Origin of the sequence: Streptomyces sp. NBC_00271 (assembly GCF_036178845.1) — a bacterium.
Taxonomy (GTDB): Bacteria; Actinomycetota; Actinomycetes; order Streptomycetales; family Streptomycetaceae; genus Streptomyces.
The window spans coordinates 11,421,744-11,446,019 of record NZ_CP108070.1; the positions used below are offsets into that span (position 1 = coordinate 11,421,744).

Genomic DNA, 24,276 nt, shown 5'->3' on the forward strand with positions numbered 1-24,276 from the left:
GTCTAGCTGCCGTTGGTGGGCTGGCCGTTCAGGGCCGGGCCCAGGTCTACCGGGGTGGATGTGGCGTTCGGCGGGGGAGGGAGGACGATGGGGGGCTGGCCGGCGGGCGGGACCGGCGGGGTCATGTCCGACTTGGGCAGCTTCGGTGGGGTGGTCTGCTTGAACAGCGTGGTGTCGAAGTCGACCAGGCCGGTCTTCTCCATCACCGTGATGTGATCCAGGACGGTGTCGTTGGCCTGGTCGGCCAGGGCGCGCACCAGGGTGTTCTTCGTCGTCGAGCGGATCTTTGCCACGGTGTTGAAGATCGAACCGTGCGTCTGGCGAAGAATGTTGGCGAAGTCGATGTCGAACTGCTTGCCGGTGTCCGCCTTGAGGGCGGTGACGAAACCTTCCTGCTGCGGGCTGGCCACGTTGGGCAGCGTCACGTTCAGCATCGGTGCGATCTTGCGGCAGGTCTCGTCCAGCGCCGCGTGCCCGTCGATGAGGTGCTGACTGGCGGTGAGGACCCCCTTGCTCTGCCCCTTCTGGAGGCCGATCTGCCCCACCGGGTGCTCCCACAGACCGGCAGCGCGCACCGCCACCACGAAGGCCCGGTCACCCTCGGTCAACGGCCCCCACTGGGTGTTGGCGATGATCCGGTCGTTCGAGGTCGACACGGTGTCAACTCCGAGCATTGATGGGTAGACCAGCGCGCCAAGTGTCAGGGCCAGCGCGCCCCCTACGAAGATACCGCCCACCATGTTCAGCGAACGTTGCACCGTTCCTCCTGCCCGTCAAGAAAGCCGCCGGTCCGTCATCGCCCGACTGGGGCGGACGAAGAGCATTACGCACACGGCGCCGGTCAGGTTCACCCGGCCCGGAAAAAGGGTTCATGAACCGCGCACGGGAAGCGCGCGAGTGTGCGCGACGACGGCACACGGCGTCTTTGGATGGTCCGGGTGCCAGGCTGGTCCAGAGCGAGGACGGCCGGGCAGCGCGGGTGACCTGCGGCGCGACCAGGAACTGGAGATCGGCAGGTCCGGCGTCAGCGCGCTGCCCGGTTCCACGAAGCTGACCGGCCCGGCGTCGGCGCGTTGGTCACCGATTCCCCGCATCGTCCCAGGGGTCAGGGCGCCAAAACCGAAGCAACGGTCAAGGCAGCCACCCCTGGCCTGACTAGCCATGAAGGGCCTCTGACTAAGTCATAAAGGGCCTCTGACTAGGCATTTTGTCGTCCGGATGCAGGTTCTCGCTTACCGCCTAGTGCCCTGACCGGGAGGGTTCGCCGGGTTGTCGCAGGCGGCGCAGGGTTCGCGGAAATCCGTTTCGAGCGTTGCCCTGGCGCCTCTACTGTGGCGCGGTGATGACTCAGGTGATCGTTGTCAACGGTGGTTCCAGCTCGGGGAAATCCGGCATCGTTCGGTGTCTGCAGGCAGTCCTGCCGGATCCGTGGCTGGCCCTCGGGACAGACACGCTGGTTGAGGCGATGCCAGCTTCCATGCAGGCGTCGGATGGCGGTATCGAGTTCGCTCCGGACGGAGAGGTGGTCGTCGGTCCTGAGTTCCGAACGCTGGAAGCGGCATGGATCGAGGGGGTTGCAGCGATGGCCCGTGCGGGCGCCCGGGTGATCGTCGATGAGGTCTTCCTCGGCGGAGCGTACTCACAGCAGCGATGGCAGGAAGCCTTGGGTGAACTGCGGGTGCTGTGGGTCGGCGTAAGGTGTGACGCCGCGGTGGCCGCAGGCCGGGAGGTCGCACGAGGCGATCGGACCGTCGGGATGGCCGCGTCCCAGGCGGAAGTGGTCCACCAGGGCGTGGTCTATGACCTGGAGGTGGACACCACACATGCAGAGGCGATGGAGTGCGCACGGACCATCGCAGCACGTGCCAAGTGATCGACGGCCCGGCTGCCTGCCGTTGTGACCGCAGCGCCGGAACGAGTCAGGCGGAGGTGGTGAGGGGGCGTCCGCCCCAGCGGAGGCCCTTCTCGCTGAGGGTGCGGGCGCGTTCCTTGCGTTGTGCGGCGAGGATGTCAGGGTGGCGGGCGTTGGCGTTGCGCCGGCGCAGGTAGGTGTGCGGGGCCCGGGTCTGCACGGTGTCGTTGGAGTTGGCGATGATTGTCCGCGGTTCCGTCAGCCGAGCATGCACGCATTCACTCGTACGACCCAACGAGCCGCACGGGCCGAGCTTCTGCCGCGGCGCGAGCAGGTTCGCCACGGTCGTGCCGATAGCCTGCCGGAGTGACTGAGCAGGTGCGGGCGGAACGCCCGACGCGAGGAAGGACAGCGATGGCTCGTCGCTATGACTGCGCCACGGTATCCGGGCGAGCCGACGTGCTGCGTGAGGCAACCTTGGCGGTGCGCCGGGGTGAGTTGGTGGTGTTGCCCACGGACACCGTGTACGGCATCGGTGCCGACGCATTCAACGGCGAGGCGGTGGATCGGCTGCTGCGGGCCAAGGGCCGGGGCCGCGCCATGCCCTCACCGGTGCTGGTCGCCTCCGCCGACGCGCTGCACGACCTGATCGTCGACTTCCCCGAACAGGGCTGGGCTCTGGTGGAGGCATTCTGGCCCGGCGGTCTGACCCTGGTCGCGCGTCACCAGCCCTCACTGGACTGGGATCTCGGGGAGACCCACGGGACGGTCGCGGTTCGGATGCCCTCCCATCCGGTGGCGTTTGAACTGCTGGCCGAGACCGGGCCAATGGCCGTCTCAAGCGCCAATCTGACCGGCAAGCCGTCCCCGCAGGACTGCGATGCCGCCCAGGGCATGCTCGGCGACTCGGTCGCCGTCTACCTGGACGGCGGTCCCACTGCGGCCGCCGTAGCCTCCACGATTGTGGATCTCACCGGCCCGGTCCCTGTCCTGAAGCGCGCGGGCGCGATCAGCGCCGAACGGCTGCGCACGGTGGCGCCCGACCTACAGGACGGCGCGTGACCTCGCCCGACGGCGTCGCAGCCGGCCTGATGAAGCGCCCGCGCCCGGTGTGGCGGACCCCATGGTGTGCTGAGCCGGCCCTCGTCGTAGCCTGCCGACATGAGTGACGCCCCGGCCCTGACCCCGTCCGAAGCCTTCGAGCTGCTGCTGGCCGGCAACCAGCGGTTCGTCGCAGGCGAACCGCAGCACCCGAACCAGGATGCCGCCCGCCGCGCCGAGACCGCACCCGGCCAGCGCCCCTTCGCGGTGCTCTTCGGCTGTTCCGACTCACGCCTGGCCGCCGAGATCATCTTCGACCGGGGTCTGGGTGACTTGTTCGTGGTCCGCACTGCGGGCCACGTGGCCGGTCCGGAGGTACTCGGCAGCATCGAGTACGGAGTGACCGTGCTGGACTGCCCGCTGGTAGTGATCCTGGGCCACGACTCGTGCGGAGCAGTCGCTGCGACCCGCGCCGCCCTGACCGACGGTGTCGGTGCCAGCGGCTACGTACGCGACCTCATTGAGCGCGTGACGCCGAGCATCCTCGCCGCACGCGCCGCCGGTCTCACCGCGGACGACGACATCATCGCCGAGCACATACGGCACACCGTCGACCTTCTCCTGGATCGCTCCCGAATCCTCGCCGACCAGGTCAACAGCGGACGGACCGCCGTAGTGGGCCTGTCCTACCGGCTGGCCGACGGCAGCGCCCGCCTGGTCACGACCCGCGGGCTGGAGGCGGAAGCGGCCACCTCCGGCTCCAGCGCCTGAGCAGTTTCACTGGGCAGACGACGACCGGAGGCCCGCCCCGCCGAGAGGTGTCCCGTGGTCCTAACCGCCGACGCTACGATTGGTCCGAGCGTGCTGACGTTCAGCATGCTCGGCGGCTCGCCGCGCGCGACAGGGCGCTGGTGGTGAGCGACGCTCACCTGTTGCTGTTTCATTCTCCCGGCATAGCGCGGCCCATGACAGCCGTCACGGGTCGTGCTGCGCCGCATGATGTAGGCCGTGAGCCTCTCTGCGGGGGATCCGGTACAGCACACACTGGCGAAGCGGCCCCTCGGGCACGCTCGGATCCTCGAAGTCGTCGGCCGGATCCCGGGTCATGCCGATCCGGCGCATCACTGCCTGAGAACGAAGGTTGTGGACGGTCGTCGATGCCACCACTTCCGGCAGCCCGAGGGCCTCGAAGCCGAAAGCCAGGCAGGCCAGGGCGGCCTCGGTGGCGTAACCGTGCCCCCACGCGGAACGCATCAACCGCCAACCGATATCCACCCCCGCGAACGGCATGTCCTCGCCCACCGCATCCAAGCCGGCACGTCCGATGAACTCACCAGTCGCTCGTGCTTCGAGCGCCCACCACCCAAAACCTCGCTCGTCAAACTCGGCCTGCATGAGTGCCACCGTGGCATCGCTTTGCTCCCGCGTCAGCAGTTCCCCCAGGTGTTCTCGGACTTCAGGATCGGCGTTCATGGCCGCCCACGGTTCGAGGTCGGACTCCCGCCACCGGCGGAGCAGAAGACGAGCGGTTCGCAGCTCTGGCATGCCACCCAGCCAACCCGATCAGGATCAGGGTGTCGATCGGTTATGCCGAACCCTTCGGTGCTCGCCCAGGCCGGACCCGCTGCGCAGATCCTCACGGACTACACCACCCGGCGGGACACCATCCCGTCACGACCCGCCGTAACCCCGCGCCGTTAAAGGTCTCTAGCTACTTGCCCCTGAAAAAGGGTTTGGGCTGGTGACGGGGCCGGTGCTGTAGGAATGCGAAACGCCGTCGGCCGGTCGGCGGTGTGTCCCTCACCGGCTGAGGACGGTCATCCGCTGGAGGTTGTAGGCGAAGATCCCCAGTCCGGCCCAGGTCTGGGCGCCGGCCAAGCGGCGCAGGCGCGTGCGACGGAAGCCGAAGCTGCGCTTGAGGTGACTGATGCGGGCCTCGACGCCGACTCTCCAGTTGCGCATCCGCCGGAATGGGCGGCTCTGTTCGTACTCACGCCGTGCCTTTCCAGGTTTCCCGGCGCGTTGCAGGCCGATCCGCTCGACACCGAGTTCAGCCAGGGCCAGATCGTTGGCCGCGGTGCCGAAGCCGCGGTCGGCGACGACCGTGCCGGGCGGGCGGCCGGTCAGTGACACGGCGCGCTGCACCGAAGGAACCAGCTGTGGCGCATCGGCCGGATTCCCGCGCTGGACCTGATGGTCGACGATGAAGCCGCGTTCGTCCTCGGCCACGAGCGCGGTGTAGCCGAACTGGGTGGGGTGCTGGGGCTTGCCCTTGCGGATCGGCCGGGCGTCGGGGTCGGCCAATGAGACCAGCCGGTCGGGGATGGTGCGGATGCCCGCCAGCCGCAAGGCGGTCTGCCCCAGCAGCCGGCGGGTGCCCACCACGGTCTCGGCCAGCTCACCCACCAGGTGCGCGAGTCGTCCCGAAGGCTGCTTGCCCAGCGTGCGCCGGGCATTGCGCTCCACCGCCGCCACGTCCCGCAAGGTCGCGCGGGCTACCGCGGCGATTTCACCGGTGAGCCGGTCGATCTCGCCCAGCGCCTGGCCGGTGCGCCGCCGCAGCGTGCGCGAGATCTCCTTCACGCGGCGTCCCGCAGCCCGGCTGCGATCACGGAAGCGGGTGCGCCTGGCTGCCCCGACGCCTTGATCCGCCCCACCAGCCGGCCCAGTTTGCGTACCCCGTGTTCGAGCAGGTCGGCGTCCGTGGGGTGGTCGATGTCGGCTTCCATCACGGTCGTGTCGATGCGCAGCTTGCGGCACCGCAGCAGCTTGTCCTCGACCAGCTTGCCCAGCAGAGCCGCGTTCAGCTCGTCCACCGCCTGCGCTCCGCCACGGCGTACCAGCTTGACCAACGTGGTCGGGTGCGGCACCGGGGAAGTCAGCGGGATACGGCAGAACCGGCGCCAGCTCAGCGAGTCCGCGACCTCACGGCACAGGGTCTCGTAACCCAGCTGGTAACGGTGCTTGAGATACAGCAGGCGCAGCAGCGTCTCCACCGGCACCGACGGCCGCCCCAGCCGCTCGGCGAACATCGCCCGCCACGGAGCGATGAAACGCTCGTCGTCCAAGAACGCGTCGACCAGGCTCAGTTCGGCGGATAACAGCCGCGCATGCTCCGGCAGTACCTCCCACCAGGCGTCTTGCACTCCCGCGACACGCAACACCGCCCCCACCCCCGACCCCAAGACCCGTCTCCACTGTGACGGCCATAGCCCGGCCCTCACCAGCTCTCCCCAGAGGACAACCCAGAGGCAGACCCGGACTTCTTCAGGGGCAAGTAGCTAAGGTCTCCACCTTCACGAGCACTCTCCAGGGCCTGCGGCCGTGGGTTCCTTCGACGTACCGAGCGTTGGGAGACGAGCCAGTAAACGAGCGCCGCGGGAGGCGAGACGCGCAGCAGGACGATCAGCAGGCGGGAGTCGATCAAACGAATGGGCGACGCAGGTATTTCCTCTTCGCCCGGCAGATCGCTCAAGAGGACATGGAGTTGCTCGCGGGTGCGCGCTTCGTAGGCCGCGACCACCCGCTCTTCAAGTTCGGGAAGTGTCAGTCTGCCTACTGCGTAGTGGTGTTGCAGTTGCGCCTCGACCTGGTCGCGTTCGGCGTCCGAGGCTCGTAACGCGGGGCTGGTGATGTGCTCCTCGCTGTCATTCATGGCGACCTCGCAGGCGCGGGGGAGTGGCGTCCGGGGATGGGCGGTCTTGCAGGTCGACTACCGCGATTACCACCCGCGTCCACACCCCTGGAGCGTCCCGGTCCCCGAATTGGGTGGCGAGCCGTTCGATGTGACCGCGCAGCTCAGCGAGCGCCTCGTCGGTCAACCTCAGCGCACCACGATGCAGGTCGACCTCCCGGCGGCCTCCAGCCTGCTTGGACCGGTAGGCAGCGTTGATGTCGGCCCGGGTGGCGTCCAGCATCGAGCCGAGGAACTCAGCCATCTCTTCGGGGTTCGCAGCATCGCTGGGGGGTTCTGTCACCGCGGGGGTATAGACCCGCCCGACCTTGCCGCGGGCCAGCGGCCGGTATTCGGCGATCTCGACAAGCCCGGCCCGTTCGAGGTGATTGAGGTGGTAGTAGAGCCGGTCAGGTGGAAGGTCGACGTGGTCGGCGAGTTCGCGTGCGGACTGTGGCATCTCCCACAACGCTTCCAGGAGCCGGATGCGCAGGGGATCGGCGAGCGCTTTGTGTACACCGTGCCACCGCCGGGGTGACGCCCCGGAGCCTTGCGTGCTCATCCATCCCCCTCATTGCACAAGTCTTCACTAATTGGAAAATTCTACAACCAGCAGGCGAGCGCGGCCAGTTGCAACTGTTGATGCCCGGCGGGGGAGGGGTTTCCCTCCCGGACGCGGGGCTGGTGCGATACTTGGGCGGCCCCGTCAGCCGGCTGCGGCTTGCTGGGCTTGCGCCTTGGTGTGTGCGAGGCGGTAGGACTCGGTGCCGGTGAAGGTCTTCGTCCAGCCGCTGAAGGACTCCGGCGCACCTGTTCAGCCTCCGAGGCCGGACTTCTCACCCACGTCGACGCGATGGTGCCGACACACAGCGAGTACGCCGTCGATGTCATGCCGCTCACGCAGGTCGTGATCGACAGTGCCGCCGCCACCGCCCAGCCCTGGCGCATTCCGCTACCCGGCGGCCCGTCCCGGGGGCCCAGCCCAACGGCGAGCCGTCTCGCGTCCATGAGCCGGAGACCGGTCACGACCGCATGATCACCAAGCCCACTTGCGAAACAGAGCACGACCGTCCAGGTCATCCGATGTGTAGTCACCAGACCCCGTCAAACAGTTGAGGTCTCGCATGTTCATCGCCTGTGCCATCGTCGCCGCACTCATGTCGGCAGTACTTCTGGCTTCGGCCGGTGCCACATTCACCCGGCCGAAGCGATACGTCGATCAAATGTCTACCCTCGGACTGACGCCCTAGTTCAAGGGCGCGCCCTTGGCGGCCGTCCTCATCGGATTGCGCGCCGCCACCCTCCGACTGCCCGCCGATACCTGACGGGCGTCGGACGCTGGTCTGGGGTGATAGGCACCCCAGAAGCTATAGCAACGTCATGGACGGTGCCGGTCGCGTCACGGGTTCTCGAGGTGGTGTCGGGCTGCGTCGATGTGCTGGATCAGGTTTTGGTATCGGTCGTGCAGTACACGGGCGGTGTGCCGGTCACCGAGTTCGGTACGCAGACGCCACCGGTCGGAGAGTTCCACCGCGCGGTCCCGAAGCTCCGTCAGTGAGGCGGTGTTCGGCAGGCCGAGACGTTGGTGCGCGGCCCGGCCGTGTTCCCCGATGGCGTTCAGGAGGTCGTCGAGGTCCCGCTCGCCGGGTTTTGTCGCGCCTGTGACGACGCGCTGCAACAGGTCCAGTTCCCGAAGTCCGAGCTCTTCGCCGACGAAAGCACCGATCAGGGCGGCAGAGGCGTCCAGCCGATGTTTGTCCGGGTCGCTCAGGTGGCGACGCAGCCGGTGGTCGGCTTGGTGGAGCAGCTCCGCGGTGATCCGGATTTTCAGCAGGTCGGCGCGGTGGGTGAAGTGGTTGGTGAGCCGGGTACGGAGCTCTTCCAAGCCGCTGTGCCGGTCGAGGAGCTCCCGCAACTCGGTCACGGAGTCAACGCCGTCGCGTAGCAGCCGAGTGGCGATCAGTAGTCCGTATCCGGTGTAGCGGTCGTACAGCTGCTTGCGGCGACCGGGGGCGAGTGGCAGACCGCGGTCGGGGCGGCAGAACATGTCCGCGCCGCGCAGTGCCGTCTCCAGTTGGCCGGCGGGCAGGTCAGCGAGTGTCTTGAAATCGCAGAGGTCCGACTCGTCCAGGGTGGCGGCGCTTTCCGCGAGTCGGCCGCACACCGGCTGGATCTCGAACAGCACTTCGCGGACTCTCGGCTTCGTCAGCATTGTGCTGATGATCTGTCGAGCTGCTTCGAAGGGGGAGTCGTTCGCGGGGCACAGATCCTCGACCTTGGTCATGACAGCTGTCGTGGTCACAGGGGAGCGGAAGGCCGATTCAGGCCCGAGGAACGTGCGCAGCATCTCCTGGTCGCTCTCGGCCATGCCCCGGTGGCTCATCATCACCAGGAGCGCGTCCGCCTCAGTGGACGCCTCGACCGTCTCAGCCCGCACCTCGGCGCGGGAGCGCTGGAGGAACTCGAGTGTCCCCTCGGAGTCCTCGCCCCAGATGGAGTCCAGGCCTGCCGTGTCGATCAGGTCGAAGCCGACGAGGTAAGGCTGGTCGGACACCACGTCGAGGAACTTGACTGAGGAGAGCAGCTCGCGGTTGTCGTCGCGGCGCGCCGCGTACTTCTCCAGCTCCTCGAGACTGGCCGACGTGGAGGTGCCGTCCTTGAAGTGAACGGTCATGGTGGGCGGCGAGCCGTAGCGGATGTGGTTGATGCTGTAGGAAAGCTCCAGCGTTCCGGTGGGTGTGAGCCGTTTCCCGAGGAGCGCGTTGACCAGGGTGGACTTTCCCTGGCAGATTCGTCCGACCACGGCGACTCGCATCCTCGCGTCGAGGAGCCCGGCGCGTTCGGCGAGCGTGGTCCGTAGCCCGGCCAGTTCGGGTGCGCCGTCGAGCCGCTGGATCGCCTCGGCCAGCGTCTGCCGGAACCGGTCGGCCACTCCGCCGCTCACGAGTCCGTTCCCGGCAGTTCCTCGACCTCTTCCGAGAGACGCCCGACGGCCTGCAGGGCTGCGACGAACGGCTGCTGCTCGGCGGCGAGTTCGCTGAGACGGCTCCGGGCCTCCGTCTCGGTACGCGTACGAGCCTGTTCCAGTAGCGGCAGGGTGTTGTCGAGGGTCTCCAGCTCCTGGGCAATGAGACTGTCCATCTCCGCGGTGATCGCCTCCGTGAAGTCCTCGATCTGTTCGGCTACGGCCGCCACGGTCGTCCGGTGTTGCCGGGGACGAGCCTCCCGAAGCACCTCGAGCAGTTCCGCGCGGCGCTTGCTCAGCTTCGCCGGGGAGATGCCCTCCTTGCCCGTCGTGTAGTAGCTTCCGGCTCCGGAGGTGATCGTCGTCTCCGGCATGTAGCTGACGCCGACCATCTTCGCGGTCACGCGTTCCGCGCCCTTGCCGAGTTCCTTGGCGATGGCCATGGCACCGCGTTGGAGCAGGTTGGGTTTTCCTCCGGTCCGGCTGACATATCCGCCGCCGATGGTCTTCCGGGTCTCCGGTACGTCGTGGCGGATCTTGCGGGTCTTGGCCTTGAGTGTCTGGAACGACGGCAGGCTGACGATCGAGACCGCCGCGGTGTGCCTCAGGACAGTGGTACTCAGCTTCAGTCCGCAGCGGGCCGCGCACTCCTGCTGGATGGCGGTGGCCCGTCGGCCGCCCCATTCGTCGACGCCACTCATCGCGAGCGCGAACTCGCTGTTCAGCTGCTGCTCCAGGCGTGCCGGACGGGTCAGGTACCACTCCTGCGCCAGGAGTTCGGTCTCACCGCGCTGCCAGATCTCGTCGAAGATCCGCGAGGCCCGTTGGGTCATCTCCCGCCCGAGTTCGGCGAGTTGCTCATGGATGTCGGTCCGCCACTGCGCGCTTTCCTCCCGGAGCCGTACGAGCCGGGCGTGCGAGGCCGTGGTCTCCTCCTCGAGCTCGGCCAGTCTCCTTCCGGTGCGGTCGCGCAGACTCGCCTCCTCGGCCCGCAGAGGATTGACCATGGCGTTCGCCGTCTCCTCGACCGCGGCGAGCGTCCCGCCCAGCAGCACCCTGATCCGACGGTCGGCGAGTTGCTTCCACAGGGCCGCCTCCAGTTCAGAAATCCCGCTCTCTTCCAAGAACGCCTTGTCGCCCGTGTCGAGGTAGTGCATCTTGTGGAGCCCGGAGACGGGCAGCACCGGTGTCTGGGCCAGGGTTCTGCCCGTGCGTTCGGCGACACGGCGCCGGGTCTCGGTGAGCAGATCCGCGTAGTCCGTCCGGGTGTCGATCATGTTGAGGGCTACCAGGAGGCCGTCCCGGGTGTCGGATGCCCGCATCAGTGTTCCGGCTGCGTAGAGGAAGTCGAGTTCTGCCTCGCGTAGCGGTTCGGTGACGCTCGCCACGAACACGATGGCGTCGGCCGTCGGGAGGACGTGCTCTGTGATCTTGGAGTGCACGGGGTGGATGCCGCCGACCCCCGGGGTGTCCATCAGAACGAGACCGGATTTGAGACGCCGGTCGGGGAGGAGGATTTCCACCATGACCGCGTCCGCGTGGTCTGCCGAGCCGGCGTGGTCCGGTTCGCCCACGTAGGTTTCGATGTCCTCGCGGGTGATCGGTTTGCGCTCGGTGGCTCCGTCCGGGCCGGTGACCTTGGCGAAATACTGCTCGGTCTCGCCGTAGGCGACAGAGGTGATGAGCCTGGTCTTCGGCGTGGGAGCGACGGGGAACAGCGGGATCCGCAGGTCCAGCAACGCGTTGAGCAGCGTGGACTTGCCGCGCTTGAACTCGCCGCAGAGGATGACGACCAACTTGCCGTCGGTGAGCCGGGCCGCGGCCTGCCGCAGGCGTTCCGCAGTGTGGGGAACGTTCCGGCCGTCGGTCCGGGCGTCGAGGTCGGCGCAGAGGCTGAGGATTTCCTCGCGGAGTTCGTCGAAGGTGGCGGTCATTCGGCGTCTCCTTCGGACGGGATGCGGTGCAACGGCTCTCCCAGTTCGGCGACGGCGCTGCGACGGTGCTCGTTCATGAAGGTCGCGACCTGGCCCACGGCGTCCTCGGCCCAGGCCCGGGACAGTTGTTCGCGCGCGTCGTCGTAGCCGGTCTCGTACAGTGCGTCGACCCGAGCGGGCGACAGGTCGAGGACGGCGCTCAGCGCGCCCACCGGTCCCTTCGGCTCCAGCGGTCTGCTGGGCCGGATTTCGATCACCTCGTGGTCCGCGTACTCGCCTGGGTGAAACAGCGGGAGCGCCTTGAGGTGCACGGCGATCATCCGACGGCAGGGGATGCGGCCGACGAGCGCCCCGACCGGCATGTTCCCGCCTCCGAGCAGGTCCCCGTCGCGCATGGGCACACCACCGACGTTGCGCGGCGGCATCACGACCGGTATCGCGGCACTCGCCAGGATCACGTTGTGCATGGTCCGCAAGGGCAGGTCGTTGATGTACAGCCAGTCCGACCTGGCCTTGAACGCCCAGGAACGGATGATGTCGACGGCCCAGCCGACGCGCACCCTCCCGGCGGCCCGCACCGGGCCGTCGAGTTCGCGTACTTCCAGCAGGTCGCGCCAGCTCAACGGGACCAGGGCCGGGTCGACGCCGCGGAAGGTCGTCACATACATCGGCAGGCCACGGTGCAGCCCGCCGGGATCCACGTACCGGGCCAGCAGGTCGTCGAGGAACCCTGGCCGGAGCATGGGGCCGAGCGCCCGAGCCGGAAGATTGAGCAGCTGCTCCAGCGTCCCTTCATCCAGCGCAACGCCGGACGTGAACGGCGGCGGTCCGGTCTCCTCGGCGACATGCCGCCACACCTTGTACAGCAGCTCTGCGCCCTGGCCCAGCGTGGGGGCGGCGGCGAGCACGGCGCCGTTGAGCGCCCCGATACTCGCCCCTGCGACCGCGACGACCTGCACTCCCGATTCGGCCAGGAACCGGGCCACCCCCGCCTGGTAGGCGCCCTTGGCGCCGCCGCCAGCCAGTACCAGCCCCACCGGTCGGCGTCTGGGATCGTCGGCGACCCCGGATGTCCGGAAGGCCTCCACCGGATCGCGCAGGCCGCGCGGCTGGCCCCCGGGCAGCGGCGCCCCGGAGCCGTAGGAGGGCGAGGCGGCATCCGATGCCCCACGATCCCCCACCCTGCGCGCGATCCTCGCGACCTCAGCTGGGTCCACTGCCGTGCTCCGTTCCCTGTGCTGTCGCCCGCTCCGCAAGGGGTGACGCGGCCCGGCGTGCCTGAAGAGCGGTGTCCGCCTGTTCGTTGACGACCTGGTGCAGGAAGCCGGCACCGGTGAGCCTCGAAGGCGCCCAGGAGGAGGGCATGTCGGTCCGCTCCCCTGTGAGCTGGTCGCGCAGTCTGCTGACGACGGGACCGCGTCGGACGTCGAGAGGCGGTTCGAGTCCGGCGCCCAGCAGTTCGGCAACCAGGATCGCGAGGTCGCCGCTGCCGATGTCGTCCGCGGTCTCGGCGAGGATCTCCGCGACAGACCTCCGCTCGCTCCACGACACGGGGCCGGTGTCGAGGACGGCCTCGACCAGGTTACGACGGTAGGCAGTGTCGGCGGTGAGCTGCTCGTAGTGGCCGCAGGGTCCGGTGAAGACCTCCTGGGCCAACAAGGTCACCCGGCAGGTCCATGGAAGTCCCGGATAGGTCGCGCCGCTCTGCCACGTCCTCAGGGAGGCTTTCAACGACCGGTCGGATGCGTTCTTCACCTCCAGCGTGGTGACCCGCCGCTCCAGCCGGACCATGGCCAAGTCCAGTGTGTCGATGCGGCCTTGGAGCTTCGTCTCCAGATCGGCCGCGTAGTCGGCCAGGGCGGCCACCGCTTCGGCAAGGTCGGCGAGGCCGGCCTGTGCCCGACGGACGCTGTGTTCGGCGTGTGCGGCCACATACTGGGTACGCCTGAGATGTCCAGCGATCACCGCCACATCCGCGTCGACGGCCATACCGTGACGCAGCAGGCTGTCGACCCGCAGCGCCAACTCCCGCTGGTGGCCCACCAGATCGCGCTCAACCTTGGCTTGTTCTTCGCGGCCCCGTTTCCCGACGGCTCCGACCAGCCGCGCGATGCGCGAGCGCCCCGCCCGCTCTTCGACCAGCCGACTGGTCTGATCGATCTCGGCGAGGACCCGTTGCAGCAACTCCTTGGCGATCCTGCCCTGTGCTACCGGATAGTGCCGGAGCACCAAGTCGAGTTCGGCGTGAGCGCCTGTCATCGCCGCCCGCCCGTAGCCGCGTTGAGGGAAACACTCTCCACGTTGGAGGAGTACTTATAGCCGTAGGTGATCTTCACGACACCGTCCGAGACCTCCATGGTCTGCACGGTCCTGCTTTCATAGGCGAAGGAGTTCTGCCAGAGACAGGTCCCGGTCATCATGTCGAAGGCCCAGCACTGATGTCTCACCGCCACGAACAGCACGCCGTCGCTGGTGGCAACGCACAGCCTCACTTTCGCGGACACGTAGAACTGCTTTGTGGCCCAGTGCGGGAAGCCCCGCCGCTCGGTGGTGGCCAGCCAGTGACCTGACTCGACGCGGTCACCGGGGCGTGCGTGTCTGGCGCGCAGCACGCTGGAGTGTTCCGCCCTGAGCCGGACCAGCGTGCCATTGGGCAGCCGTACCCGGGCCAGCTCGTCCCCGGCCGAGAAGCCCGCTCCTTCCTCGACGTTCCAGTCGAGCAGCGTGCCGACGCCCCCGGGGAAGTCCCAGCGAAGTGGTTCCTCGTCGGCCACGTAGTCGAGCGGCATGCAGGAGCGGGACTCACCGCGGCTCGCCCAGGCGGCGGCGCCCCGGACGACGGCGAGTTCCGGGTCCCGGGCGGTACGGGGCGCCGAACCGAACGCCGCCTCCAGGGCCGTTGCCACCAGCGGCATGCGCGAGCTGCCACCCGCGATGAAGACTCCGTTGAGGTGCTCCGCCGCATATCCCGAGGAATCGAGCAGTGCCCGGCAGCATTCGACGGTCCGGTCGACCAGGTCCCCGACCAAGGCGTCGAACTGCTCACGGGTCAGGAGCACTTCGACGCCCAGAGACTTGATCTCCTCCGCCCCGTCGGGCCGGTCGCTGAGCTGGTGCTTCAACGCCTGCGCCGCGTCCATCACCTCGAGCCGGCCCCGGTTGGTGGCGTTGTACAGCTTCTCGATGTCCTCGTGGAGCGCGCACAGGTGGGCGGCCACCCGCTCGTCGATGTCGTAGCCGCCGCAGTCCTCGAGTGCCGAACTGGCCACCACCTCGTGGTCCCTGCTGCCGACATGGACCAGCGCGGCGTCGAACGTGCCGCCGCCGAAGTCGTACGCCAACACCAGATCGCCGGGCTGGAAAGGCTGTCCGGACGGCGTGGACAGCGCGGCTGCGACGGGTTCGGGCAGCAGTTCCACGGCGGTGAAACCAGCCGCTTCCCCCGCGCTGATCATTTGTTCGTTCCGTCGGTCGCCCGTGCGGTACGCCGCCGGTACCGTCAGCACAGCGTGTGTGACCGGACCACCATGTACGGCCTCGGCCTCCCTGCGCAGTGTGGCCAGGATGGCCGTCACCAACTCGCCAGGGGAGTACTGTCGCCCGTCGATCACGCTTGCCTGATTGTGGCTCAGTAGCCGTTTGATCTCGGAGCGGTAGTTGGCCGACCGGACTCCTTTGCGACGAGTCGCCAACGAGCCGACCAGGATCTCCTCGCCGTCCACCAGCACCGAAGAGGGCCAGCCGAGTCTTCCGGTTGCGGGCTCCTGGAGCAATTCCAGCTGCCCGTCCACCAAGAGGGCCGCCGCCGTCGACGTTGTACCGAAATCTACGACCAGGACTGGTTCATGCACTCCCCGTTTCCCCCCGGTGCGAGCGACGCAATAGCCCAGCTTGAAGCGTTATCGAATTATGAGCGGATTGATGGCCCCATGTATAGGTTTCTCGCTCATGTCTAGTACTACAGCTGGTGGTTCACGTGACGTGACATGACGGTGGTGGACTCGTTGGGCCGTCTACCTCCTGGGCGGAGAACTGCACGAGCTCGGCGGTGAGTTGAGCGGGCGTGCAGTAGGCGGCGAGCGCGGCGCGGGCGGCGGACGTTCGTGGAGCAGGTCCCGGGGCTGACTCGCCGCCACGGCAGGGTCACGGAGCGGCTGCGCGGTGTGCTGGGTGAGTCGAGATGGCCTCGAGGGTCGGGCCGGCGTCCGTCTCGCCCAGGCACCGTTCTGGCGCCTACGCCGATGCGGCGGCCACCACCGCGCCGCAGGCCCTCCAGGCCGCCGACTGTTTCCACCTCTGCCACCACCCACGTCGGAGCCGGAGCTCGACTGGGAGACGCCTTCGGAGGCCGCGTCCGGCCGGGACGACAAAACAGATGGCCCAACCGGCAAGTTCAGCAGTACGCCCGCGCGGCGCACTGGCAAGACATGGCCAAGGGCCGCAAACGCCCGGCGCGGATATGGACGGCGGCAGACAGGAGCCGCGCGGCGGCACCGTGGGTGGCGACCGTTCTGGTCGCGACCGTCAACGCGGGGCGGTGACCGGCGCATTTGATGAAGCGGTACGCGCCCAGGGGCTTGCGCCGCGGGACCTGACGCGCTCTGACGGCTGCCGGGCGCGGTTCGAGTGGGCGGTGGGGACCTGGGCGCGGATGTGAAGGCCACCGACCCCTGTGGGCGATGCTGGGCGATCCAGTGCAGGCACCGTCGCAACGGCCCGCCGGCTCCGCGGTGGGCACGCCCGAATGCCGGGTGGGCCCGGACGGTCCGCCGTCGGCGGCGCCAGGTCCCACCCGGCGGTGTCTCACACGGTGTGGACGGTTCCGGCGTACCGCTGGGCGAACCGGGTGCCGGTAGCCGCGGTGACCGTCACGTCGTACCGCCCCTCGTCGGTGCGCCACGTCAGGCGGGTGCGGTCGCCGGCCCCGACCCACACGGTCCGCTCCTCGCCGGCGAAGTCGTTCGGCGTGATCGTGAACGCCGCCTCGGTGCCACCGGCGTTGCGGAGCTCCAGCTCCAGCGAGGCGTGCTCCGGCTGCCCGGAGTGCCGCAGGGCCGCCGTGACCGACGGCACCGCCACATCGTCCTGGCCCGCGCGGACGACGGTGCCGGAGAAGCGGCGGACGAAACCGTCGGCGCCGTACACGGAGAAGTCGTAGCGGCCGTCGGTTTCGGCGGCGTCCCACACATAGGTGCGGGACGAGTGCGGCGGGACCGTGAAGGGCGTGCCGGTGAAGGGCAGCGAGACGTTCGGTAGCACGCTGAAGTGGTAGCCGACGCTGCCGTCGTTGGTGAGCGTGCAGGTGACCTTGCCGGTGGTCCGGTCGACCGTGACGTCGGCCCACGGACGATACGGCAGTGCGCGGTGCGGGCGTCGGCCCTGCTCCTGCGCCGGCATGGACTGTTGGTCGGGCACCTTGACCGGCGGCAGGGAGCTGCCGGCGTCGGCCTTGGCCATCAGGGCGACCGTGTCGGGCAGCGTCGGGATGCTGTAGTCGGGCTTGCCGAAGTCGAAGCAACTGGTGAGGTCGCCGCATACGGTGCGCCGCCAGTCGGAGATGTTGGGCTCCCGCACACCGGTGACCCGCTCCAGGAAGCGCAGCACCGACGTGTGGTCGAAGACCTGGGAGTTGACCCAGCCGCCGCGCGACCACGGCGACACGACCCACAACGGCACCCGGCTGCCCAGGCCGATGGGCTTGCCGTTCGCGAACTCGTCCTTGGTGCCCGGCTCGGGGAACGGCGGTATGACGTGGTCGAAGTACCCGTCGTTCTCGTCGTACATGAGCAGGAAGACGGTGTGCTTCCACACCTCCGGGTTGCTGAAGAGCGACTGCAGCGCGGTGTCGACCCAGTGGGCGCCGTAGTCGGGGCTGGCGTTCGGGTGCTCGCAGAACAGGTAGGGCGCCACCAGCCAGGAGACGGTGGGCAGAGTGCCGTCCTTGCAGTGCCGGTCGAAGGCCGTGAGGTCGAACTTCGTCATGGCGTTGACATAGCGCGGATCGTCCTTGGGAAACGCGTGGAACTGCTTGAAGTACGACAGGGCGTTGTCGTCGTAGTCGCCGTAACGGTCGTCCGAGCCGTCGGGGTTGTGGTAGACGCGCCAGCTGATCCCGGCTTCCTCCAGGCGCTCGGCGTACGTCGTCCAGTCGGCCACCGGGTTGCCCGTGACCGGTGTGTTGTCGGTCCACGGGCCGGTGGTGCCGTCGACTCCGGGTCCGGCCGTGCCGGTCCACAGGTAGAGGCGGTTGGGGTCCGTGGGGCCGTTCAGCGAGCAGAAGTAGCCGTCGCAGAGGGTGAAGGCGTCGGCCAGCGCGTACTGGTAGGGGATGTCCTGCCGGGTGAAGTAGCCCATGGTCCGCTCGCCCTTGGCGGGGACCCACTTGTCCATGGCGCCGCCGTTGACGGCCGTGTGGCCGGTGTCCCAGTCGTGCGGAAGGCCGCCCGCGTTCTGTGCGTTGTACTTCGTGGTGTCCATGCGGAACGGCAGGAGGTAGCCCTCTTTGCGGCCTCTGGCGGGCTGGCGGAACACCGGGTCGCCGCCCGGTAGGACGGCCGCCTGGCGGTCGGCGAAGCCCCGTACGCCACTCAGGGTGCCGAAGTAGTGATCGAAACTGCGGTTCTCCTGCATCAGGATGACGACGTGCTTGACGTCGGCGATGCTGCCGTGGCGGGCGTCGTTGCCGGCGGCCTCGGCCGTGCCGGGGAGTCCGGCCGCGAGGGCGGCTCCGGCCGCGGCGGTGCCGATGAAGGAGCGGCGGCTGATCTCGGTCATGGGAGGAAGGTCCTTCGGATCGGTCGCGGTCAGCCGCGGGCGGGCAGGGAGAAGGTGACGACGGCGGCGGCGTGGTCGGAGGGCCAGCCGTTGGCGGCGGTGTCCGGCACCGGTCGGGGCCAGCCGGTGAAGAGGTTGTGCGCCTCCAGCACCTTGAGTCGCCCGGCGAACTGGATCTGGTCGATCCGGTCCTGCGGTTCCGCGCCCCCGCCCTCGTGCTGCGTCCTGACGGGGGACCAGGTGATGCCGGGCGTCTTCAGCGGGCCGGGGTGGGCGTCGCGGAAGGCGTCGACGAGTCCGGCCCGCTCCAGCGTCTCGGTGACGGGCCACCGCACCCGGCCCACTCCGCCGTGCGCGGACGCCGTCCGGCTCGTCCAGTCGTGGTGGGACGGCGAGGCGAGTCCCGCCGCCAGCACGAGGGGGGTGCGCGCGGCGAGTTCCGGTCGCAACGCGGCCACCAGCGCCTGCACCTGCTGGTAGCGGGTGGTCGCCTTCTCCGCAGCCTCGGCCTGCGCGGGGGTCCGGCCCGCGAGCAGCGCGTACGGCCCGTAGTCGGCTTCGTCCAACCGGGCCGTCCACAGACGCACCGTGCGGTCGCCGGGCAGATGCAGTGTCGCAGCGGCGGCCGGCAGTGCCGCGGTCGGGGCGACGACGTCGGTGAGCGGATAGCGGCTCACAAGGCCCAGGCCGCCTGCTTGGTGCACGTGCCAGCCGAGCGCACCGGCGAGGTTGCCGGCCCCGTTTTCACCGCACTCCTGGAGCGTGACGACGTCCAGGTCCTGGGTGAGGACCAGCCGCAGCTGCTTCTCCAGGAACCCGTCTACGTGGCTACCGGCGTCCCAGAGGTTCAGCGTGGCGACCTTCAGGCGCAGCCGGTCCCGGGCGGCGCGCACGGGTACCTGGACAGCGACGGTGTCGGTGCCGACGGCGCTGTCGGTCACGGCGACCACGATCCGGCCGGGCGTGCGCGGGCCGGAGGCCGGGGCTCTGCCGTTGACCGTGCCGTCCTCGGCCACCGACAGCCACGGGTCACCCGCGACCCGTCTGAAGGTCGCGCCGCCGGGGGCATTGCCCTCCGGTCTGACCCACAGACCACCCAGCTTCACCGAAACGTCCGTGCCGGCGGTCTGTGGGGCCGTGGTCAGGGCGTCCACCACCGCATGCGGGCGGGGGATCACGGGGCGGACAGCGAAGCTGAACGCGGCCGAGCGGGCGAGGACGCCGTAGCCGTCCTTGGCCAACAGGTAGGCGGTGTACGGCCCGCCGCTCAGACCGGAGGTGTCGAGGGTGATGTCGCCGGCGGCGCCGGGGGTGTACTCCCAGGCGAGGGAGGAGCCTTGCCCAGGCACCCGGTCGCCGTCGTACACACCGATCCAGTTCTTCGCGTCGGGTGTGTCCGTCGTCCAGTGGAAGGCGACCTTGTCCCCCTCGTGCGGGGTGGCTGTGGTCAGCTTGATCGAGTCGCCGGCGGGCGCGCCCGCGAAGCTGAACGACTCTGTCCGGGCGAGGATGCCGTAGCCGTCCTTGGCCAGCAGATACGCGGTGTAGGGGCCGTCGATCAGGCCCGAGGTGTCGAGGGTCGTCCGGCCGGACGCGCCGGGCGTGTACGCCCACACCAGGGAGTTGCTGCCACTGCCGGGCAGCCGGTCGCCGGGGTAGACGCCGATCCAGTTCTTGGGGTCGGGCGCGTCCGTCGCCCAGGTGAAGGACAGTTTGTCCCCGAGCTGCGGGGCTGTCGTGGAGCCGGTCGTGATGCTGCTCCCGGACGCTGCGGTCTGTGAGAGGGATGACACGGTGTTGGATCCTCTCCGCCCCGGGTGCGGCCGTGGCGACACCCGGGTGAGCAAAGTTGTCTAGATAACTTCGCTCCCCAGCAAGCCGTCTCCGGGTGACACCCCCGTGAACGAGGGGTTGCCGCTCCCCGGGTAACAGACGGAAATCTGAAGCTTCCCAGTGCGCGGCGGACTATCGAATCGTTTCGGAAGGCGACGTCTGACCTGCAATTTTCTAAAGCTTTCAGCCTCCATCGGAACTCGCGGAAGCCATCACCATCTCCTTGTGTCCAGTCGCCGTCCCGGGTGGGCGCAAGAACTCACGTCGGCCACCGGCGCGTACCGAACTGTGCACAGGAGGGTCGCTGAGCGAGCACAACGGGACGGTCAGGTACGGCTGATGTTCCCCAGGGGCTACCGCGTCGGCCGTGACCTTCGCCAAGCAGCAGCAGTTGCACGTGGTTGACCGCCATGCAGCAGTATGGGCGTCCGGCTAGCGTCCCCTGCGGGAGCTGCTCCGGCCCATGCCGCCGCCTCGCGAACCGACCGCTCTCTTGAACAGGCCCTGCATCAGGATCGAGGGCGGCGCCACCCGCGCCCACGCGCTGCGCCGGGCCCGGGAAACAAGGCGTCGCACCCGGGGACCGTCGCTGGGACGGCTGCAACACCCGCCGTTGACGATGCAACAGTGGCTCCAGGAACCAGGCCACCAGTCGGGCGTTGCCGGCGCCGCCTGGCATGGGTTCTCCCGGACGTCGCCGCTGACGAAGCGCATCCGAGAAGGCAGCTCTCGACGGCCGCTGTTGGCTGCGCTCGGCCGGGGACAGAAGTCAAAGGGTCAGCTTGTCGTTTAGCCCCCATGGCCCCGCGCCGCAGTCCCGTTCCCCGGCGTGCGCCGCGGCCGTGGCGGGGAGATGAGCGGGGTTCCCGTCCCGGTTCCTGTAAGGCAGGGACCTTCCCCGGTGTGCGGTGGTAGGACGGGGCTGCATCGGCACTGCGGACAGCAGCCAGAGAGCGGGCCGAACGAGGTGACCGCGAGAGGGAGTTGGGTATGGCGGCAGAGAACATCGACGATGTCGTGGACAGGCTCGCCGGGATCGTGCGGGAGGCCGGCCGCGCCGGTGACCGGGTCGGGTACTTCGCGGCGCTGTACCGTCAGGTGACCGTTGAGGTCCGCACGGCCATTCACGGTGGGCTGTTCGAAGACGGCGCCCGAATGGACCGTTTCGACACGTTCTTTGGCAACCGCTACTTCGACGCGTACGACGCCTGGCGTCGTGACCGGAGCGGGCCGCGTTGTTGGCGCGAGGCGTTCGGGCTGCTCGACGACGCGGACACCGTCATCGTCCAGCACCTGATACTCGGCGTGAACGCGCACATCAACCTCGACCTGGCCATCGCCGCCGCGCGGACCAGTCCAGGCAAGGCCATCCATGCGTTACGGCACGACTTTCTGCTGATCAACGACATCCTTGGGCGGGTGGTGCTGGCGGTGCAGGACTCGGTCGGCGCCCTGTCGCCGCTCCTGTCGCTGCTGGATCAGGTTGGAGCCCGCACCGACGAGCGGATCCTCGACTTCAGTGTCCGTCAGTCCCGCGAGGAGGCCTGGTACAACGCCGTGCTGCTTGCCGGCCAGAACAAGGAGGAGCGCGAGGCCACCATCGAGCGGCTCGACATCCGGGCCGCCGTGCTCGCACGGTTGATAGCGCGACCGGGCGTTCTCGTCCGGCCGGCCCTGCAGCTGATCCGGAGCACCGAGAGTGATGACGTGCCGGCCGTCATCACTCATCTGGACAACGCCATGGAGCGACCCTCCGTGCGGCAGGAGATGGGGTGAGGCCCGGCGGATCGACCGTCCGGCATCCCGCTGGAGCCGGTGCCGAACACCTGCTCACCTAGTGTCAGAAGGAGCCTTGGCTGTCGCTCGACGAAGCGATTCAGCAGGCCCATGTGGGGACGGTTCCCATGCCGACGCCCCGGGGGACCGCGGTCCCCCGGGGCGTCGGCGGTCACGTGCGGGGCGGCATACGGACCAGAAGCGCCTCGATGCCCAGGTGTTCGCGTGGCAGAGCTTTCACGGCCGACCAGGATGCCCCGGATGAGATTTTCGGCACGGGCAAGGTCTCCCCGTTTCCGTGAGTGCTGCGCTCGGGCCGCGAGGACACCTGACACGACCGGACCCAGGGCGCTACCAGATCAGGCACCAGTAGTTGCCGGCCTGCCCGGTGCCGACCGATGTGAGGCCCTTCGGAAGCAGCGCCGGGTCCGGCTTGCCGACGGCCGCCAGCGAACAGGCAGGATCGCCGACCACTCCGGCGGCGGCCATGCGCTGAGCAGCGGCCGTCGCTGCCGCGCTCGTGTACCACCGTGTCGGCGACGGCGACGGCGGCGGGGGCGTGGGCGACACAGAAGGCGGGGGCGACACGGATGGCGGGGGCGGCGTGGACGGCACGGACGGTGTGGACGGTACGGACGGTGGGCGCGGCGTGGGCGGTACGGATGGCGGGGGCGGCGTGGACTTGGGCGCAGGTGACGTTGGTGCGGGCTTCGGTGTTGTCGTCGGCGACTCGGGCGCAGAGGGCGGTATCGGTGTGGCCTTGGGCGGGAGCGGCGCGGTCAGTGTCGCTAGGGGTGTTGCAGTTGCAGTTGCTGTCGGTGGTTTGGGTGCTGGAGGCTGCGTGGGAGTGGGAGGCTGCGTGGGAGTGGGAGTGGGAGTGGGAGTGGGAGTGGGAGTGGGAGTGGGCAGGGATGGTACAGGCGGTTTCGGCGTGGGCTTCGGCGCTGCTGTCGCCGTCGGTTTGGGCACGGGGTGGAGGGGGGACCGGGTGGCCGGTGGCTTCGGTTTCGGCCCGGACGAGGGTGCCGTCGCCGTCTGGTGAGGCGTCGGCTGAGGCCGGTTGCTCGAGGGTGCCGATTGCCGGGGACGAGCCGTCGCTGTCGGCTTGGGCTTCGGGGTGCGTGCAGACGTGGGCTGTGTTATCTCCGACGGTGTGGGCCGAGAGGCTTCATGGTCGGGCGTCCCTGTCGCCCAAATGCCGACGCCGATGCCACCGGCGACCAGCACGGCGGCGCCGCCCGCGATCCAAGGGGCTCGACGGGGTGAGCGTCGGTGACGGTTCATATTTCTTACTGTCTGCAAGGGGTGGCGGTTGCGCCACTTGGGTCAGTGGCTTTGGGGTTTCCAGCTGATGCAGGTACACGGCCGCGAGAGCCGGTTGTCGCGATGAGCCGGTTGGGCCGTTGGAGTGACACGGGAGGCGCTGGAGCTTGCTGCACGAGAGAATCTCGAGAGGGCGGGCCGGGGTCGGCCGGGCGACCGGACGGCAGACACCCCGCCCGAGGAATGGACGGCACGCCTGCATGCCGGACAGCACCGGTCTACTGGTGAAGAGGCGACCCCGGACATGTGTCGAAGGCGGCCGACTGGTTCGGCCACCGGAGTCAGTGAGAGGCCCTCGCCGATTTGCGCGAGCGCGCCGTATTCACCCGTCCTGCGCCTCAGTCCGCGAATAGCCACGGCCGGGGCGGCGTCGGCTACGGCAGGACAAGTGCTACGCCATTCGCGCGGCGGCCGAACGGGCGAACCTCAAATCTCGTCCAAGCCGGTCAGCGCCTCCTCACGACGGGGAGATACCCCCTGTATCGGGCGTTCCACGTCTGCGTTCGTGCAGTCGAGGTAAAAGGGTCGGTGGTGGGTGTTTGGTCCTATCAGTCACCGCGGGCCTGGCGACGTCGAACTTCAAGCAGGTGGAAGAGACAGCCGGCGTCAAGGTCTCGGCGAAGACCGGGTTCAGCTTCCTCGGTGCGGCCAACGAGCTGAGCATGGAAGCCGAGTGCCAGCTCAAGACGACCACCAACACCATGACAAGCACCCAGGACACCACCAGCACCACGATCCAGCGGCAGTACACAGGAAGGCAAGCGCCGAGCAGAAGTCATCTGGTACCGCGGGACCGCTTCGTGCTGGAGCGCCTGAACGGGCAGAAGGTCGTCGACTGGATCATCCGCAACCCGGACCGCATGATTGCCGACGTCTGCCCGCCTGGCAACTGACGCTCCTGCCCCCGACGACAATTCTCTCGGCCATCCGCCGCGTTGCACCCATCCGACAGGGGCGGGCCACGCGGCAGTCGGCCCGGGCCCGGCACTGCGCGTGTTGGTGATCGACAAGTCGGCGGCCGGTCAGTTACCGCCCCGCGCTCTCCGGTCGGGATCGAGGGTCGGGTTCGCGGCTCTGTAGATGAGTAGCTCGGGCAGCGTACGGG

Annotated in this window: 17 protein-coding genes and 4 pseudogenes; 6 read left to right on the plus strand and 15 right to left on the minus strand. The window is 68.7% G+C overall.

The genetic code is table 11. From position 1 onward, the window contains the following. Positions 1-2: 2 nt before the first annotated feature. The gene (locus tag OG798_RS52165; RefSeq protein ID WP_328760210.1) at positions 3-740 is read right to left on the minus strand and encodes a DUF4142 domain-containing protein; all 738 of its coding nucleotides are present in this window, start codon (positions 738-740) and stop codon (positions 3-5) included. Positions 741-1,342: 602 nt separating this feature from the next. Here OG798_RS52165 and cpt point away from each other — a divergent pair. Then, entirely contained in the window at positions 1,343-1,873 is a 531-nt protein-coding gene (cpt, locus tag OG798_RS52170; protein ID WP_328983012.1) for a chloramphenicol phosphotransferase CPT, read from the plus strand. 46 nt (positions 1,874-1,919) lie between these two features. Here the strand turns inward: cpt and OG798_RS52175 are convergent. Further along, positions 1,920-2,093: pseudogene (locus OG798_RS52175) on the minus strand (IS630 family transposase); the annotation flags it as partial. 173 nt (positions 2,094-2,266) lie between these two features. Between OG798_RS52175 and OG798_RS52180 the strand changes: the two are divergent. Together OG798_RS52180 and OG798_RS52185 are read left to right on the plus strand one after the other, a co-directional pair. Next, positions 2,267-2,914 carry an L-threonylcarbamoyladenylate synthase gene (locus OG798_RS52180; RefSeq protein ID WP_328759852.1) on the plus strand — a complete coding sequence of 216 codons (648 nt, stop codon included), beginning with the start codon at positions 2,267-2,269 and terminating at the stop codon, positions 2,912-2,914. A 99-nt stretch (positions 2,915-3,013) separates the two neighbouring features. Then, positions 3,014-3,664, plus strand: coding sequence for a carbonic anhydrase (locus OG798_RS52185; protein ID WP_095850130.1), 651 nt, complete (start codon positions 3,014-3,016; stop codon positions 3,662-3,664). 204 nt (positions 3,665-3,868) lie between these two features. On the opposite strand, the gene OG798_RS52190 is transcribed toward OG798_RS52185, so the two are convergent. The 10 genes and pseudogenes from OG798_RS52190 to OG798_RS52230 all read right to left on the minus strand — a co-directional run bounded on the left by OG798_RS52190 (position 3,869) and on the right by OG798_RS52230 (position 15,316). After that, positions 3,869-4,438: a GNAT family N-acetyltransferase gene (locus OG798_RS52190; RefSeq protein ID WP_121413378.1), complete on the minus strand. Its 570-nt coding sequence runs from the start codon at positions 4,436-4,438 to the stop codon at positions 3,869-3,871. A 255-nt stretch (positions 4,439-4,693) separates the two neighbouring features. Beyond that, positions 4,694-6,057 (minus strand): annotated as a pseudogene (locus OG798_RS52195) (ISNCY family transposase). Between the two features lie 56 nt (positions 6,058-6,113). Next, positions 6,114-6,548 carry a DUF1707 SHOCT-like domain-containing protein gene (locus OG798_RS52200; protein WP_328759853.1) on the minus strand — a complete coding sequence of 145 codons (435 nt, stop codon included), beginning with the start codon at positions 6,546-6,548 and terminating at the stop codon, positions 6,114-6,116. Further along, on the minus strand, positions 6,541-7,128 hold the full coding sequence (locus tag OG798_RS52205; protein WP_328759854.1) for a winged helix-turn-helix domain-containing protein: 588 nt from the start codon (positions 7,126-7,128) through the stop codon (positions 6,541-6,543). Before OG798_RS52205 ends, OG798_RS52200 begins: the two co-directional genes overlap by 8 nt. A 144-nt stretch (positions 7,129-7,272) precedes the next feature. Continuing rightward, positions 7,273-7,368 (minus strand): annotated as a pseudogene (locus tag OG798_RS56930) (IS21-like element helper ATPase IstB); the annotation flags it as partial. 597 nt (positions 7,369-7,965) lie between these two features. Further along, on the minus strand, positions 7,966-9,510 hold the full coding sequence (locus OG798_RS52210; protein ID WP_328759855.1) for a dynamin family protein: 1,545 nt from the start codon (positions 9,508-9,510) through the stop codon (positions 7,966-7,968). Then, positions 9,507-11,465 (minus strand): dynamin family protein, encoded by a 1,959-nt coding sequence (locus OG798_RS52215; RefSeq protein ID WP_328759856.1) that lies wholly within the window; start codon positions 11,463-11,465, stop codon positions 9,507-9,509. Before OG798_RS52215 ends, OG798_RS52210 begins: the two co-directional genes overlap by 4 nt. After that, positions 11,462-12,682 carry a patatin-like phospholipase family protein gene (locus OG798_RS52220; protein WP_328759857.1) on the minus strand — a complete coding sequence of 407 codons (1,221 nt, stop codon included), beginning with the start codon at positions 12,680-12,682 and terminating at the stop codon, positions 11,462-11,464. The genes OG798_RS52215 and OG798_RS52220 overlap by 4 nt, the downstream gene beginning before the upstream one ends. Next, the gene (locus OG798_RS52225; protein ID WP_183126867.1) at positions 12,669-13,724 is read right to left on the minus strand and encodes a hypothetical protein; all 1,056 of its coding nucleotides are present in this window, start codon (positions 13,722-13,724) and stop codon (positions 12,669-12,671) included. The genes OG798_RS52220 and OG798_RS52225 overlap by 14 nt, the downstream gene beginning before the upstream one ends. Beyond that, positions 13,721-15,316, minus strand: coding sequence for an Hsp70 family protein (locus OG798_RS52230; protein ID WP_328759858.1), 1,596 nt, complete (start codon positions 15,314-15,316; stop codon positions 13,721-13,723). Before OG798_RS52230 ends, OG798_RS52225 begins: the two co-directional genes overlap by 4 nt. 704 nt (positions 15,317-16,020) lie before the next feature. Between OG798_RS52230 and OG798_RS52235 the strand changes: the two are divergent. Continuing rightward, a pseudogene (locus tag OG798_RS52235) lies at positions 16,021-16,219 on the plus strand (restriction endonuclease); the annotation flags it as partial. A gap of 49 nt (positions 16,220-16,268) precedes the next feature. Here OG798_RS52235 and OG798_RS52240 read toward each other — a convergent pair. Further along, positions 16,269-18,239 carry a phosphocholine-specific phospholipase C gene (locus tag OG798_RS52240; RefSeq protein ID WP_328759859.1) on the minus strand — a complete coding sequence of 657 codons (1,971 nt, stop codon included), beginning with the start codon at positions 18,237-18,239 and terminating at the stop codon, positions 16,269-16,271. A 29-nt stretch (positions 18,240-18,268) separates the two neighbouring features. Next, complete coding sequence (locus OG798_RS52245; RefSeq protein WP_328759860.1) at positions 18,269-20,032, minus strand: hypothetical protein; 1,764 nt, start codon at positions 20,030-20,032, stop codon at positions 18,269-18,271. 1,030 nt (positions 20,033-21,062) lie between these two features. Between OG798_RS52245 and OG798_RS52250 the strand changes: the two genes are divergently transcribed. Next, positions 21,063-21,848, plus strand: a complete 786-nt coding sequence (locus tag OG798_RS52250) for a DUF5995 family protein (protein WP_328759861.1) — start codon at positions 21,063-21,065, stop codon at positions 21,846-21,848. 351 nt (positions 21,849-22,199) lie between these two features. Here OG798_RS52250 and OG798_RS52255 read toward each other — a convergent pair whose 3' ends face one another. Next, positions 22,200-22,337 (minus strand): hypothetical protein, encoded by a 138-nt coding sequence (locus OG798_RS52255; RefSeq protein WP_179436262.1) that lies wholly within the window; start codon positions 22,335-22,337, stop codon positions 22,200-22,202. Positions 22,338-23,710: 1,373 nt separating this feature from the next. On the opposite strand from OG798_RS52255, the gene OG798_RS52260 reads away from it, so the two are divergent. After that, on the plus strand, positions 23,711-24,064 hold the full coding sequence (locus OG798_RS52260) for a hypothetical protein (RefSeq protein WP_328759862.1): 354 nt from the start codon (positions 23,711-23,713) through the stop codon (positions 24,062-24,064). The last annotated feature ends 212 nt before the right edge of the window (positions 24,065-24,276 follow it).

Excerpts from the sequence above, each read along its gene's own strand:
- OG798_RS52180 (WP_328759852.1), top strand. The coding sequence starts at position 2,267 with ATGGCTCGTCGCTATGACTGCGCCACGGTATCCGGGCGAGCCGACGTG.
- OG798_RS52215 (WP_328759856.1), bottom strand. The coding sequence starts at position 11,465 with ATGACCGCCACCTTCGACGAACTCCGCGAGGAAATCCTCAGCCTCTGC.
- OG798_RS52190 (WP_121413378.1), bottom strand. The coding sequence starts at position 4,438 with ATGCCAGAGCTGCGAACCGCTCGTCTTCTGCTCCGCCGGTGGCGGGAG.
- OG798_RS52250 (WP_328759861.1), top strand. The coding sequence starts at position 21,063 with ATGGCGGCAGAGAACATCGACGATGTCGTGGACAGGCTCGCCGGGATC.
- OG798_RS52255 (WP_179436262.1), bottom strand. The coding sequence starts at position 22,337 with ATGGCCGCCGCCGGAGTGGTCGGCGATCCTGCCTGTTCGCTGGCGGCC.
- OG798_RS52205 (WP_328759854.1), bottom strand. The coding sequence starts at position 7,128 with ATGAGCACGCAAGGCTCCGGGGCGTCACCCCGGCGGTGGCACGGTGTA.
- OG798_RS52165 (WP_328760210.1), bottom strand. The coding sequence starts at position 740 with ATGGTGGGCGGTATCTTCGTAGGGGGCGCGCTGGCCCTGACACTTGGC.
- OG798_RS52240 (WP_328759859.1), bottom strand. The coding sequence starts at position 18,239 with ATGACCGAGATCAGCCGCCGCTCCTTCATCGGCACCGCCGCGGCCGGA.
- cpt (WP_328983012.1), top strand. The coding sequence starts at position 1,343 with ATGACTCAGGTGATCGTTGTCAACGGTGGTTCCAGCTCGGGGAAATCC.
- OG798_RS52185 (WP_095850130.1), top strand. The coding sequence starts at position 3,014 with ATGAGTGACGCCCCGGCCCTGACCCCGTCCGAAGCCTTCGAGCTGCTG.
- OG798_RS52225 (WP_183126867.1), bottom strand. The coding sequence starts at position 13,724 with ATGACAGGCGCTCACGCCGAACTCGACTTGGTGCTCCGGCACTATCCG.
- OG798_RS52200 (WP_328759853.1), bottom strand. The coding sequence starts at position 6,548 with ATGAATGACAGCGAGGAGCACATCACCAGCCCCGCGTTACGAGCCTCG.